The sequence below is a fragment of the Mycobacterium sp. genome (assembly GCF_050701675.1).
Classification (GTDB): domain Bacteria; phylum Actinomycetota; class Actinomycetes; order Mycobacteriales; family Mycobacteriaceae; genus Mycobacterium.
This window is the reverse complement of sequence record NZ_JBOGDD010000714.1, coordinates 1-13392: the sequence shown is the minus strand read 5'-3', so window position 1 is coordinate 13392 and position 13392 is coordinate 1. Positions and strand designations below refer to the sequence as shown.

General features: G+C 69.2%; 14 protein-coding genes. 5 read left to right on the top strand and 9 right to left on the bottom strand.

Annotated elements, in window-relative coordinates; genetic code table 11:
• The 5 genes from ACRDUX_RS21980 to ACRDUX_RS21960 form a co-directional block, all read right to left on the bottom strand.
• A partial coding sequence (locus tag ACRDUX_RS21980; RefSeq protein WP_526416471.1) for a 2-aminoethylphosphonate ABC transporter permease subunit occupies positions 1–620 on the bottom strand: 620 nt, incomplete at its 3' end.
• Positions 617–1789, bottom strand: a complete 1173-nt coding sequence (locus tag ACRDUX_RS21975; protein WP_526416469.1) for an ABC transporter ATP-binding protein — start codon at positions 1787–1789, stop codon at positions 617–619. The genes ACRDUX_RS21980 and ACRDUX_RS21975, both read right to left, overlap by 4 nt.
• A 2-nt stretch (positions 1790–1791) precedes the next feature.
• A complete protein-coding gene (locus tag ACRDUX_RS21970) occupies positions 1792–2838 on the bottom strand; it encodes a 2-aminoethylphosphonate ABC transporter substrate-binding protein (RefSeq protein ID WP_526416475.1) in 1047 nt (348 codons plus the stop codon).
• Positions 2839–2841: 3 nt separating this feature from the next.
• Positions 2842–3498, bottom strand: a complete 657-nt coding sequence (locus ACRDUX_RS21965) for a phosphonatase-like hydrolase (protein ID WP_526416473.1) — start codon at positions 3496–3498, stop codon at positions 2842–2844.
• Between the two features lie 47 nt (positions 3499–3545).
• Positions 3546–4661 carry a TIGR03364 family FAD-dependent oxidoreductase gene (locus tag ACRDUX_RS21960; RefSeq protein ID WP_526416467.1) on the bottom strand — a complete coding sequence of 372 codons (1116 nt, stop codon included), beginning with the start codon at positions 4659–4661 and terminating at the stop codon, positions 3546–3548.
• Between the two features lie 110 nt (positions 4662–4771).
• Here ACRDUX_RS21960 and ACRDUX_RS21955 point away from each other — a divergent pair, with 110 nt between their 5' ends.
• The 3 genes from ACRDUX_RS21955 to ACRDUX_RS21945 are packed head-to-tail and all read left to right on the top strand — an operon-like array spanning position 4772 to position 6941.
• Positions 4772–5299: an HD family phosphohydrolase gene (locus ACRDUX_RS21955; RefSeq protein ID WP_526416465.1), complete on the top strand. Its 528-nt coding sequence runs from the start codon at positions 4772–4774 to the stop codon at positions 5297–5299.
• Entirely contained in the window at positions 5296–5991 is a 696-nt protein-coding gene (locus tag ACRDUX_RS21950; RefSeq protein ID WP_526416463.1) for a GntR family transcriptional regulator, read from the top strand. The genes ACRDUX_RS21955 and ACRDUX_RS21950 overlap by 4 nt, the downstream gene beginning before the upstream one ends.
• 26 nt (positions 5992–6017) lie before the next feature.
• Positions 6018–6941: an alpha/beta hydrolase gene (locus tag ACRDUX_RS21945; RefSeq protein WP_526416461.1), complete on the top strand. Its 924-nt coding sequence runs from the start codon at positions 6018–6020 to the stop codon at positions 6939–6941.
• Between the two features lie 35 nt (positions 6942–6976).
• Here ACRDUX_RS21945 and ACRDUX_RS21940 read toward each other — a convergent pair whose 3' ends face one another.
• From ACRDUX_RS21940 to ACRDUX_RS21925, 4 genes are read right to left on the bottom strand one after another with little or no spacing between them, the layout of a single operon-like run.
• Positions 6977–7837 (bottom strand): SDR family oxidoreductase, encoded by an 861-nt coding sequence (locus ACRDUX_RS21940; RefSeq protein ID WP_526416459.1) that lies wholly within the window; start codon positions 7835–7837, stop codon positions 6977–6979.
• A gap of 32 nt (positions 7838–7869) precedes the next feature.
• Complete coding sequence (locus ACRDUX_RS21935; protein ID WP_526416457.1) at positions 7870–9174, bottom strand: amidohydrolase family protein; 1305 nt, start codon at positions 9172–9174, stop codon at positions 7870–7872.
• Positions 9168–10373, bottom strand: coding sequence for a CoA transferase (locus tag ACRDUX_RS21930; protein WP_526416455.1), 1206 nt, complete (start codon positions 10371–10373; stop codon positions 9168–9170). The genes ACRDUX_RS21935 and ACRDUX_RS21930 overlap by 7 nt, the downstream gene beginning before the upstream one ends.
• A 19-nt stretch (positions 10374–10392) precedes the next feature.
• The gene (locus ACRDUX_RS21925; protein WP_526416453.1) at positions 10393–11463 is read right to left on the bottom strand and encodes a MaoC family dehydratase; all 1071 of its coding nucleotides are present in this window, start codon (positions 11461–11463) and stop codon (positions 10393–10395) included.
• Here ACRDUX_RS21925 and ACRDUX_RS21920 point away from each other — a divergent pair.
• Together ACRDUX_RS21920 and ACRDUX_RS21915 are read left to right on the top strand one after the other, a co-directional pair.
• Positions 11462–12610, top strand: a complete 1149-nt coding sequence (locus ACRDUX_RS21920; RefSeq protein ID WP_526416451.1) for an acyl-CoA dehydrogenase family protein — start codon at positions 11462–11464, stop codon at positions 12608–12610. The two genes, ACRDUX_RS21925 and ACRDUX_RS21920, sit on opposite strands and share 2 nt — an antisense overlap.
• Positions 12611–12612: 2 nt before the next feature.
• Positions 12613–13353 (top strand): GntR family transcriptional regulator, encoded by a 741-nt coding sequence (locus tag ACRDUX_RS21915; RefSeq protein WP_526416449.1) that lies wholly within the window; start codon positions 12613–12615, stop codon positions 13351–13353.
• The last annotated feature ends 39 nt before the right edge of the window (positions 13354–13392 follow it).

The window sequence follows — 13392 nt, the reverse complement described above, 5'->3', positions numbered from 1 at the left end:
GCTCGCAGCACCCGCAGCGGTGAGGCGCCGAGGCTGGCCGCGACGTCCAGTTGCGCCCTCGGCAGCACCGAGAAAGACGCAAGCAGCGGCCGGATGACGAACGGCGTGAAGAACGTGATCTCCGCGGCGATCACCCCGGCGGGCGTGTAGAGGAAGTCGATGGCGGGCGCCCCGCCGCCCGTGGCTCCCGCAATCGCGGCGTTGACTGCGCCCGCGGTGCCGTAGAGGAACGTGAACGCCAGGGTGATGAGGAACGACGGCAGCGCGAGCACCGTGTCGATGAGGCGACCGACGAGGTGATTGCCAGGGAACGGCACGAACGCCAGGACGATCGCCAGGAAGGTACCGAGGAGCAGGCATCCCGCGGTCGACGCCGCAGCGATCGCCACGGTACGCCACAGGGCGTCGCGGAAGGCCTCCGACGACAGCACTGTCATCCAGGTCGACCAACCACCTTCTTCACCAACGCCTTTCGTCGACTCCAGGCAGACCCTGAGCAACGGGTACACCGCGAAGAGCAGCACGATGACCAACGGCGGTACCGCCCACCACGCGGCCCGCGACCTCGGCGGGGCCTGCGTCGGGGGCGCGTCCGCTTGCGGATCGAGCAGCGTCGTCACGGCGAGGCCTGCACCAGCACGCCCGCCGGCTCGGGGAAGCGCAGTCCGATCTCGGTGCCGGTGTCGAACTGCGTCGCTCCTGGCACGTCGACGTCGATGAGCTGATCGGGCAGCCCGTGCACCGACACCACCAGTCGGGTGTTGGCGCCACGCCACACCGCGGCATTCACGGTCGCGCGCAGGGCATCCCGGTCACCGAGGCCGACGATCTTCACGGCATGCGGCCTAATGCACAACAGCGCCTTCGACCCAGGCGCCCAGTCGATCCGGCCGACTGCCGGCTGTGGCGCCTCGGCGGCGACCGTCTTGTGCGCGAAGCTCACCAGCGCCGACGTGCCGATCACCCGGCCGACCGTGCAGGGAATCAGGTTGGCCCCACCGAGGAAGGCGGCCGTGAAGCTGCTCGGCGGACGCTTCCAGAGGTTCTCGGCGGTGTCCACGTCCATCAGGCGCGCGTCGTTCATGACCACGATCCGGTCTGCGAGGGCAAGGGCTTCGGTCTGGTCGTGCGTCACGTACAGCATCGCGGTGTCGGGCAGCGCTTCCTTGAGTCGTTGCAACTCGGTGAGCATCGACTGCCGCAGCTGCGCGTCCAATGCGGCCAACGGCTCGTCGAGCAGAAGCACCCTCGGCCGGATCGCCAGCGCCCGTGCGATGGCGATGCGCTGCTGCTGGCCGCCGGAAAGCTCACGGGGCAAACGCTTTCCGTACGCCGACATGCCGACCATGTCCAGTGCCTCGGCGACCCTTGGCCCGACCTCACCGCGGCGAACCCGCTGCGACCTGAGTCCGAAGGCGACGTTGTCGGCCACCCGCATGTGCGGGAACAGCGCGTAGGACTGCAGAACCACCCCGATCCCCCGCTTGGCGGGCGGAAGGTCGGTGACGTCTCGGTCGCCGAGTCGGACCGCTCCCGTCGTCGGGCGCACGAAGCCCGCGAGCGCGTTGAGCGCGGTGGACTTGCCCGACCCGCTTGGGCCGAGCAGGGCGACGGTCTCACCGGCAGAGACCCGAAGGTTGAAGTCGATCAGCGCATTGGTCGCCTTCTTGGCGCGACCGTAGGCCACGCCGACCCTATCGAAGGTGATGGCGGGCAGGCCGTCTTCGGTGACCGCCACGTCACGACCGTCGACCGCGGCCGTCGTTCGATTCAACCTCGTCTCGGCCATGGTCAGCTACCGGTGACCTTCTGGTACGCGGCGACGTCGGTGTCGAGCTCGGCCAGGACGGCGTTCCAGTCCGGCACCCATACGTCGACGCCCGCCAAAACGCCTGCGGGAGTGTTCGGTCCGGCCGCGCCCTCCGATGACGCGACCAGCGACTGCAGTACCGGGATACCGAGCGCGTCCGGGGCCACTGTCTTCTGCACGTCCTCCGAGACGAGGAACGCCAGCAGCTTCTTTGCGCCATCGGCGTGCGGGGCGCCCTTGGTGACGCCCCCGACGTACGGCAGCGAGACGGTGGTCTTCTTCCCGTCGGGGGAAGCGGGGATGAAGACGTCGAACTTCGACCCGTCGTCCTTGATCGAGCCGAGGTTCATCTGCACGTCGCCGTTGGCCACCAGGAGTTCGCCGTTGCTCACCTTGGGTTGCAGCTTGCCGGTCGACGAGGACGGCCCGACGTTGTTCGCCTGCAGCTTGCCCAGGTAATCCAGTGCCGCAGGCTTGCCCATCAGATGCTGCAGGAGGACCAGGACCGCGGTGCCGTCACCGGCCTGCCCCGGCGTCGAATACTGCAGCTTGCCCTTGTATTCCGGCGCGAGCAGGTCGTTCCAGGTGACGGGCTTCGGGTTGGCGTCGGGGTTGGCGATGAAGCTCAGTGCGTTGTCCACGATCGGCAGATAGTTGCCGCTAGGACCAACCTGCGCGGGCGCGATACCCCCGGTGTCAACGCCGCTGGGCTGCAGCAGACCGGACTGGTCCGCCTTCTGGATGAACGGCGGCAGGGTCACCAGAAGGTCGGCCTGCGGGTTGGACTGCTCCTTCTCGACGCGCGAAACCACCTCGCCGGACCCGGCTTCGACGATGTTGACGTTGATGCCGGTGCTCTTGGTGAACGCGTCGAACTGGGGCTTGTACCAGGTGGCGAGCCCGTCCGCGCTGTACACCGTGACGGTCTCGCCGCTGCCAGAACCCGAGGATCCGGTGCCGCCGCATGCGGTCAACGTGACGGATGCTGCGACGATCGCGACGGCCGCCATGGTCTTGCGGAGTTTCATCATTCAGTCCTCGTTCGTAGTGAGAATCAGGTCGGCGAAGTCGGAGACCGTCGGCACCACATGGGTGGCGCCCGCCTCCCGCAGCTGCCGCTCGTCGTGAGCGCCGGTGAGAGTGCCTGCGGCGATTGCACATCCGGCCCGCAGGGCGCTGTCGACGTCACTGCTGGTGTCACCGAGGGCGGCGACGTTGCGCACCGAGTCGGCCCCTAGGCGCATCAGCGCGGTGAGGATCAGGTCCGGGTACGGACGCCCACGCACGCCGTCGCCGGGGGTGAGCACTAGGTCGGCCACCGACTGCCAGCCCAGCGCCGCGAGCAGCTTCCCCTGCGTGGCGCGACTGAAGCCGGTCGTCAGCGCGACCCGGACACCGGCGTCGCGCAACCGGGTGATGGCGTCGGCCGCACCGTCGATGGGCGTGGCCCGACCGTCGTCGATCGCCGCCTCGTAGGCGCTCTCGAACGCGGCGTTGGCCCGTTGCGCGAGATCCTCGGTGCCGAACAGGGTGCGGAAGACGACGATCTTGGACTGTCCCATGGTGTCGAGGACGTAGCGGCGGGCGCGCTCGCGCTCGGCGCCGCCCTCTGGCAGGCCTGCGGCGGTCGCGGCGGCCTCGAACGAGCCGACCACCAGCCCGTCGTCGGCGACGATAGTTCCCGCCATGTCCAGCACGGCGACTTGAATGTGATCGTTGGGCAACGACTTACCTCTCATAGCGCGATCAGGTCGGCGGTCTGTTCGGCGATCGCGGGTCCCAGCGTCATACCGCGCCCACCCGGGCCAGTGATCACCCACACCCCGTCGCCTGCGGCAGTGCGGGACACCAGCTGGCCGGGATCGACGCACTGGCTGTACACGCCAGCCCACCGACGACGGACGGGGGGCAACGGTCGGCCGAGGAACTCTTCGACGAGTGCGACGAGATAGTCGTACGGCGCGTCGTCGACGTCGAAGGCGAAGGGCTCGTCGTAGGAGTGGGTGTCGCCGATGGTGAGCCCACCGTGCAGGCGCTGGACACAGAGCAGCTGCATCCGTTCGGCGGCCGCCACCGGATCCTGAGGTTCGTTGGCCCGCAACTCATCCAGCGCACTGCCCGCAAAACCCGGGTAGTAGCGGAAGCTGTCACCGTCGGCGATCGCGGTGGTGAGCGGCTCGTCGAGCGGGTCCGTCTGCATCATCTGCAGCCGGACACGCCGCACCGGCAGGTCGCCCGCGACCTCCCTGGTCAGTCCGCCGTGGGCGGCACCGGGACAGATGAGCACGAGGTCGGCTTCGTATCTCCTGCCGCGGTCGTCGCGCACCACGGTGCCGTCGACGGACCTGGCCTCGGTGCCAGGCACGAACTCGTACCGCCCGGTGGCGTCGAGGTGGGCGCGGATCGCGGGCATTGCCTGGCGGGACTCCACGGCGCCGTCCCGCGAACAGTGCAGAGCAGCAAGGAATTTCCCGCGCAGCGCCGGGTTGATGGCTCGGGCCTGGTCCTGATCGAGCAGTTGAAAGCCCCTGGCGTCGGCGTCATCACGCGCGACGGCCTGTTCGGCGACTGCGATCTCGCGCGGGGTGCGCAGCAGCGTCAGGGAGCCCGCCGGACGGAAGCCGACCCCGGGGATGCGGGCGCCGATCTGCTCCCACAGTTCGCGGGACCGAAGGGTAACGCCGAGCTCGCTTCCGGCCCGGCCGGACACCCAGACCAGTCCGAAATTGCGGACGGTCGCGCCGCGGGCCTCGACCTCGCGTTCGAGTTGGATGACGCGATGGCCCCGTTGGACCGCCTCCAAGGCGTGGGCAGTCCCGAGGATGCCGCCGCCGATGATCGTCACACGCATGGTCAGTGACCCTTCAGACTCGGGGATACGGCCTGCCGAAGCCCCGGTGATGCGTGGCGTAACAGCAGGTTAACAATTGGTATAGACCAATTAAGGGTAAGCTGCAGGCGATGAATCCGCTCGCTGAAACCGCCGCTCTCCTGACGTCGCTGCGTGGCGTGTGGGATGAGGAGACCGTCGACGAACTCGACCACGCCCTCCAGTCAGCCGCCCGCGCCATCGACGACGGGGCCGACGACGAACTGGTGCTCGCCGCCGCTCTGCACGACCTGGCGCACAGTCCGAAGTTCGACCCGTCCGCGGCGGAACGACACGACGAGACGGCCCTGCGGTGGCTGACACCGCGATTCGGGGAGCGGGTCGGGTGGTTGGCGGGTCAGCACGTCGCCGCCAAGCGATTCCTGGTGGCCACCGACCCCGAGTACGGATCGGCCCTGACGCCGACGTCGGTGCTGTCCCTGCACGCTCAGGGTGGGGCCGGGGTAGACCAGGCGCTCGTCGCGCATCCGTGGTGGCCCGACGCCGTGGCTCTGCGGCGCTACGACGACGCCGCCAAGGACCCTATTGCGGTGGGTGCGACAATCGATGACGTGCTGGCCATCGCGGAACGGGTTATGCGACAACGGCTGTCGCCGTGAGCAAACCGCACGCGATCCGCACGGCGCTCGACGAGCTACTCGACGGTCTCGTCGAGGGCGACGCGTTCCCGCCCGAGCGCGAACTGGCCCTGCGCTTCGGCGTCGCCCGCGAGACCCTCCGGCAGGCATTGCACGAACTATTGGTCGAAGGGCGCATCGAGCGCCGCGGCCGCGGCACCGTGGTATCGAAACCAAAACTGGTGCAGCCACTTTCGCTGAAGTCCTACACTGAGGGCGCGCTTCGAATGGGGCGCAAGCCGGGCCGGCTCCTGGTGGCCTGGGAAGACGTCGTGGCGACCCAGGAACTGGCGGCGGCTCTCGACGTCACCGACGGGAAGGCCGTCATGCACCTCGAGCGCGTGCTGCTCGCCGACGGACAGCGGATCGGGCTCGAGAGCACTTACCTGCCCGTGCACCGCTTCAGGCAATTCACCGAGACGTTCGATCCGACGACGTCGCTGTACGCGGCGATCCGAGCGACGGGTGTGCACTTCGGATCGGCGGTCGAGCGGGTCGAGACGGTGCTGGCATCCCCACGGGAGGCGGCGCTGCTCGAGTCGACGACCGCCATGCCGATGCTGCGGCTGAACCGGCGGTCGCTGGACACCGAGGGCCGACCGATCGAAGTGGTGCGCTCGCTCTACCGCGGCGACCGGGTGGCGTTCGAGGCGATTCTCAACGACCGCGACTGAGCACGCCGGACATGGATCTCGCGGGCATGGGTAGGGTCGGGCGGGTGGTCGACTTTCATCCCGATCTGGCACGCAACGCCCGCTTCACCCCCCGCCGGATCGTCACCCCGTACTCGGTGTCCCTGATCCGCGGAGCCCTGCGTCTGATGGGCAGGCGCACGCCCGACGACGTCGAGGTCCTGACGACGGCATCCGGGGCGCGCGTCCGCCTGCACCGGCCACCCGGGGCGAGTGGAGCCGGGCCCGGGCTGCTGTGGATCCACGGTGGCGGGTATCTCATCGGCAACGCTGCGATGGACGACGCCGTCTGCCGCCGGTTCGCCCGCCAGCTCGGCGTCACGGTGGCGGCCGTCGACTACCGGCTGGCACCCGAATACCCGTATCCCATCCCGCTCGAGGACTGCTACGCCGCGCTCACCTGGCTGGCCGAGCTGCCCGCCGTCGACCCCACCAAGGTGGCGATCGGCGGCGCCAGTGCGGGCGGCGGTCTGGCCGCCGCGCTCGCGCTGCTGGCGCGCGACAGGGGTGAGGTGGACCTCGCGGCGCAACTGCTGGTGTACCCGATGCTCGACGACAGGTCGGGGACGCAGCCCGGCCTCGACGACCCCAACCATCGACTGTGGACGCAGTCGACCAACGTCTACGGCTGGACCAGCTATCTGGGGGACGCCGACCCGAATGTCGCGGTGCCCGCCCGTCGCGACGATCTCAGCGGCCTACCGCCGGCCTGGATCGGCGTCGGCACCCTCGACCTCTTCCACGACGAAGACCTGGCCTACGCCGAACGCCTCAGGACGGCCGGCGTGCCGTGCGAGGTCGAAGTCGTGCCGGGGGCGTTCCACGGCTTCGACGGCGTCGCGGCGAAGGCCGCGGTGTCGCAGGACTTCTTCGCCACCCAGACCGATTGGTTGCGTCGAACCTTCACGCAGATGCAATCGGCCGACGCCTGAAGCCGTCGCCGACGGCGACCTCCATTTCCGAATGCTCAGACCGCCGGCGGGAATTCCACGGGGTAGGGCTCGGCGAAGTCGGCCGACCGGCTCACGGCTCGCCACTTGAGGTCATCGGCGAGCAACCGCTCGTCCAGCCGGATCGACCCCTCGGCGGCGTTGACGCCGAGAGGCAGGTGATAGGGGACGTCCTCGTGCCGTGACATGCGGACCAGGATCTCCGCGGCTCGGGCCGGGTCGCCGGCGGTGATGGCGTCGCTCCGGCGAACCTGGCTCATCGCCCCGACGGTGTCGGCGTAGCCATCGGGGACGTCGGCGACGGCCATCGACGAACCCGCCCAATCGGTCGCGAATCCGCTGGGTTCCACGACGAGCACCTTCACGCCGAACGGCGCCGTCTCCACCTGAAGGACGCGCGAGAAACCGTCGATGGCGAACTTCGCCGCCTGATAAGACGCCACGCCTGCCGAACCACCGACCCGCCCACCCATCGACGAGAACTGAATGATCAAGCCGCCGCCCAGTTCTCGTAGCACCGGGATCGCAGCCTTCGACACGTTGTAGACGCCCCAGAAGTTGGTCTCGAACTGTGCCCGGAAGTCCTCGTCGTCCGCCGTCTCGATCGGAGCGACGTTGGCGTACCCGGCGTTGTTGACCACCACGTCGATACGCCCGAACCGTTGCCGCGCGGCCTCGATCGCCTCTGCGGCCGCCGACGCGTCGGTGACGTCGAGGGCCAGCGGCAGTATTCGGTCACCGAATTCCTCGACGAGATCGCCGAGCTGTCCGGGACGACGCGCGGTGGCCGCGACCCCGTCACCCGCCTCGAGCGCGGCACGAACCAACGCGCGGCCGAAACCGCGCGACGAACCGGTGATGAACCAAATACGTTGCATGCCACTCCAAACGCCGGAATCCCCGCCGATATTCACGCCTGCTCGAATATCACGCGACCCTCGATGACGGTGGCGGCGACCATGTCGGCGTCCAACTCGCGCAGAACCTCATCGGGGTCCGCCGCGAGCACGCACAGGTCGGCGGGTTCACCCGGTGTGACCGAGCGGGGCCGGGCGGGGTGCTCGGCGGTTCCCAGGAACATCGCGAGTGCGGTGCAGGCGTCGACGCGTTCCGGCCTGCCGAGGACCGTCCCCGACGAGGTGGTCCGGCTCACCGCGGCGCGCATCGCCGCCCACGGGTCGGAGTCACCGAACGGAAAGTCGGTCGACATCGCGACGGGAATGCCCGCCGCCAGCAGGGACGCCACCCGCCACAGTTGGTGATGCTCGTCGCGCGGAACGTCGGTGAGATAGTGATCGCCCCGCTCGGTGACGAAGTTGGGCTGCGTGATCACCACGACGCCGAGATCGGCGAGGTCGGCCAGACAGTCGTCGGGCACGACGGCGGCGTGCTCGATGCGGTCGCCCGGACGGGGACCTGCGGTCCGCAGGGCGGCCATGGTGACGACGAGCTGCGCCGCGGTGACGCAGTGCACGGCGACGACGCCACCCGACTCGTGGCGGGCAGCAATCCACGCGCTGAGCTCGTCGAGGTCGAGGCCGTCGTCGTGCAGAATTCGCTTGCCCGGCGCCAGGCAGTGCACGTGCTGTGCGAGCTCACCGTGGCGGCATGACTCGGCGAACTTCACCATGTCGGTGACCCCGAGATCCGGTGTGGCGTCTGTGACCCCGGTGACGCCATACGACGCGAGCCGGCGACCGACGTCCGCGAGTCCGGTCTCGCGTCGCTGCAAGGCTCCCGACCAGCTCGGGTCGGCACTGCGCAGGCGACCGTCCGGATGGTCGGGCAGGCCCACTCGGGTCAGGCCTGCGGAGTTCAGCGTCCACAGAACTCCACTGCGATGCTGGACACGAACCGGCACCGGCGGCGACACCTCGTCGAGCAACACCCGGTCCAGCATGCCCGCCACGGTCTCGTGATACCCGACGGCCCGGATCCACCCGTCGTCACCGACGTGCGCGGTTGCCAGCGCAGCCCGAAGTGCGTTGCGGTCGTTGGCTTCCCTGGGTCCCACGCGCACCGACGCGAGGGCCGCCGCCGCGGAGTGCACGTGGACGTGGTGGTCGTGCAACCCGGGGATCAGGGTGTGCCCTGAGGCGTCCAGCACCGACTCTCCGCTGCCCGGTGTCAGCCGTGACGCCACCTCGTCGATGCGGTGACCCACCCTGACGTCGACCACGGTGCCGTCGAGCAGTTGTGCATGCTGAATCAACACGGGGCGAGCCTCCGTTCGGCGATGAGCCGCTCGACGTGGGCATTGTCCGCCCCGGGGATTGCCGCCGAGAGCCTAAGCGTGGGCGGCTTGGGAATGCTTGCGGGATGGTCACTCTCGGTCGCTCCGACGGCGAGCGAAGCATAGGTCGCCGCGACCGCAGCCATCGCGACGTCGACGACCTCGCCGCCCCCGCGGGCCAGGGACTCGGCGACGCAGAGCGCCGCCTGCATGCCGGTGAGCGGATCGGCGATCGCGTCGCCGCAGAACACGGGGCCCTCGGCGCTGCGGCCCACCAGTCCACCCGCCACTGCGGCGTCGTCGCCGAACGCCGTCCAGTTCGCCCGCTCGCCTTCGGCACCGTGACCGGTGATCCGTATCCAGACCCGGCCGTCTCGCGCCGCGACGTCACCTGCACCGAGGCGGCGGTGACGCAACGCGGCAGGCCGCGACGACTCGATCACGACGTCGGCCGCGGCGAGCAACTCACCGAGCCGCCGGTTGTCGTCGAAATCGGCTTCGTAGCAGAGCTTCCCACCGTTCATCCAGTCGAAGAAGGCCGGCGGCCCGCCGCGGGTCCCGTCGGGCCTTGCCTTGGACTCGACCTTGACGACGGTGGCCCCCGCCAGGTGAAGCATGTGCCCGCACAGCGGGCCCGCCCACATCGAGGACAGGTCGACGACCAACAGCGCGGACGGATCGCGTGGTGCCGCGGCCGGACCGGTGCGACGCACGTCGGGCGCGGCGGGCGGGGTCTCGTCCAGCACCGCCGCAGGCAGGCCGAGCAACCTGGCGCGGGCGGCCACCTCGGCTGCGGTGCGTCCGGAAGCCCAGCGCTCGACTGCGGGCCACGGATCATCCTCTGGCCCATCGGATTCCACCAGTGCGGGTACCGCATGGACGTCGTCGGGCCGCGACAGCGTCAACGCGCACCACCCGTCGCGCGCGGCGATGAGGCGACTCGCACCGCCCGCAGACACCCGGCCGCGGCGCGCCAGCCCGAGCAGTGCCGCCCGGCCGGCCAGCAGCTCGACGGCGTCCACCGCGACACCGAGACGTCGATCGAGCTCGTCGGCCGTCGCCCTGGCGTGGCCGAGGACGGCGGCACGGGAGAAGTCGGCGCCACCGGATGCCCACCCGGTCAGGTGGGCCAGTCCAGAGGCCCCCCAGTCCCGCTGCAGCGCGTCCACTCCGACATCCACCAGCCCATTGTCCCCGCACCTAGAACTGCAGTGCGCTGAACCTCCAGTCCAACACCTGACGGTCGGGCTCACCGGGTGATGCTCCCCTCCCCCCTGGGACCGCGAACACCAGCGATCGCAGTGCCAGCACCCCGCCACGGCCGTCTGGCAACGGCTGCGCGGCCTCGACGTGCAGTTCGCTGAACAGCGTGTCGTCCTCGTGCACGGGTCCGGTGTGGTCGCAGGACTCCCAGCCAAGGACGGTGACCAGATTGGGTATCAGTCGCGTCGCCTGCGCCAGCGCCAGCCCGATGGTGTGCCCGCCGTACACCAGCCGGCGGCCGCCCACCCTCGAATCATGATGCGTGGCAGCGATGTTGAGGCTCAACCTGGCCAGCTCCGGCGCGCTACTGACCACGTCACCGGTGCTCGTCAGCACCGCGCCCGCGACGTCGGCGTCGAAGTGCGGCCCCGGTACGCGCGTGCGGAAGACCTCGGCATCCCAGTCGGCGGTGGGATCGGCGCCCACCGCCGGGTCGGACCCGATGGTCGAGAGGTCGTCCGCGTGTCCGGTGTCCGGCGCATCCGGACTCAACGGCAGCATCGCGCAGCGGTAGAAGTCGAGGACGAGTCGGTCGGCCTGGTCGATGGTCGTCATCCGCAGCGCGGCCAAACCGGTGGGCGCACGGCCTGGCTTGGCCGAATTCTGCTTCAGGCCAACCACTTCGGTCCTGGTGTAGAGCGTGTCGCCGATGATCGGGAACCGGAAGTACTTCAGGCCGCGGTAGAACAGATTGGCCTTGACGCGCTGCGTCGCCACGGTGCTCTGACCGATCGCCACGTCGCTGACCATCGCGGGGTGGGCGAGCGCGGCGGTAGCGCCCGTGACCGCCTGGGTCAGCGCGGCATCCAGGGGTAACCGCATCGAGTCCCCGAGGATCGACTGATGCACCGCGGCCGTGCCTGGCGTCAACGTCATCGACGGTGCCGAGTCGAACACCTGACCCCGCGTCAGATCATCGAAGAACGGGCCGCCCGATATTTGGCCGTACAAAGTCACAGCTCCACATGCTGGCAGTACTGGGATCGGCGTGTCAATATGGCCGTACATGAAACTGAACGATGAAGAACTCATGCTGGTCGAGACGGTCCGCGCGTTCATCGAGCGCGACGTCAAGCCCACCGTGCGCGAGGTCGAGCACGCCAACTCCTATCCCGAGGCGTGGATCGACCAGATGAAGCGCATCGGGATCTTCGGGTTGGCAGTACCCGAGGAGTACGGCGGCACGCCGGTGTCGACGCGGTGCTACGTACTGGTGACGCAGGAACTCGCGCGGGGCTGGATGAGCCTGGCGGGGGCGATGGGCGGCCACACCGTCGTCGCGAAGCTCTTAGGCCTATTTGGCACCGACGAACAGAAGCAGCATTATCTGCCCGCGATGGCCACCGGCGAGCTACGGGCAACCATGGCGCTGACCGAGCCCGGCGGGGGTTCGGACCTGCAGGCCATGACCACGGTCGCCCGCCGCGACGGTGAGGACCTGGTGATCAACGGCGCCAAGACGTGGATTTCCAACGCGAGGCGCTCGGGGCTGATCGCGCTGCTCTGCAAGACCGACCCTGACGCGACGCCGAAGCACCGGGGCATCTCGATCGTGCTTGCGGAGCACGGCGAGGGGCTCACCGTGTCGAGGGATCTGCCGAAGCTCGGCTACAAGGGCGTCGAGTCGTGCGAACTCTCCTTCTCCGATTACCGGGTACCCGCGACGGCCCTTCTCGGCGGCGAGCCGGGCAAGGGCTTCGGGCAGATGATGAAGGGGCTCGAGACCGGTCGCATCCAGGTGGCGTCCCGCGCGCTCGGTGTCGCGACGGCAGCACTGGAGGATGCCCTGGCATATGCGCAGGACCGCGAGAGCTTCGGCCAGCCCATCTGGAAACATCAGGCCATCGGGCACTATCTCGCCGACATGGCCACCAAACTGACTGCGGCGCGCCAGCTCACGCTGTATGCGGCGGACCGCTACGACAGCGGTGAGCGAGCCGACATGGAAGCGGGCATGGCGAAGCTGTTCGCGTCGGAGGCGGCCATGGAGATCGCACTGAACGCGGTGCGGATCCACGGCGGCTACGGGTATTCCACCGAGTACGACGTCGAGCGCTACTTCCGGGATGCGCCACTGATGATCGTCGGCGAGGGCACCAACGAGATCCAGCGCAACGTCATCGCGGGGCAGCTGGTCGCCCGCGGCGGCATCTGACCATGCGGGCAGCACCGGCGTATCAGACGCTGCGCCAACGTCTTCGGGATGACATCGCCGCCGGCGTGTATCGCGACGGGGCCCGGCTGCCCACCGAGTCCGAGCTCGTCGCGCAGCACGGGTTGTCACGGCAGACGGTGCGGCGCGCGTTCCAGGATCTGGTGGCCGAGGGCGCGGTGTACCGGGTGCCAGGCCGCGGCACCTACGCGCACGACGGTGCATGCCTGGCTGGGCACCGGTACCTGCGCCAGCTCGGCTCCATTGAGGACCTGATGAGCCTGTCCGAGGACACCACGATGGAGGTGATCTCGAGCCTTCGCCGCCGGGTCGACGTCGATGCGGCCAGCCGACTGCGACTCGTCGACGACGTCGTCTACACCGTCGTGTTCCGCAGGCTCCACGATGGCGTCCCCTTCGTGCTGACCCGCGTCCATCTGCCCGGCCCGGTGGCCAGAACCGTGCTCGGGCGCCCCGAGGTAGCCGACGGCGCCGTCAGCACCAGCACCATCATCGGGCTCACCGAACCGCACCTGCGAGAGCCGATAGCCGAAGCCGCACAATCGATCACGGTGTCTCCGGCTGATGACGACGTGGCGGCTGCGGTCGGTTGTCATGACGGGCATCCGATGCTGCGGGTGGACCGTCTGTACTCCGACGCAGCTGGCACGCCCGTCGAGCTGGCGGTCAGTCACTTCCTGCCCGAGCAGTACACCTACCGGGTGACGCTGCGCCGCTCCACCTGACCCCCCACCCCCCAGCGATTTGTGTGCATCCACCGGTGC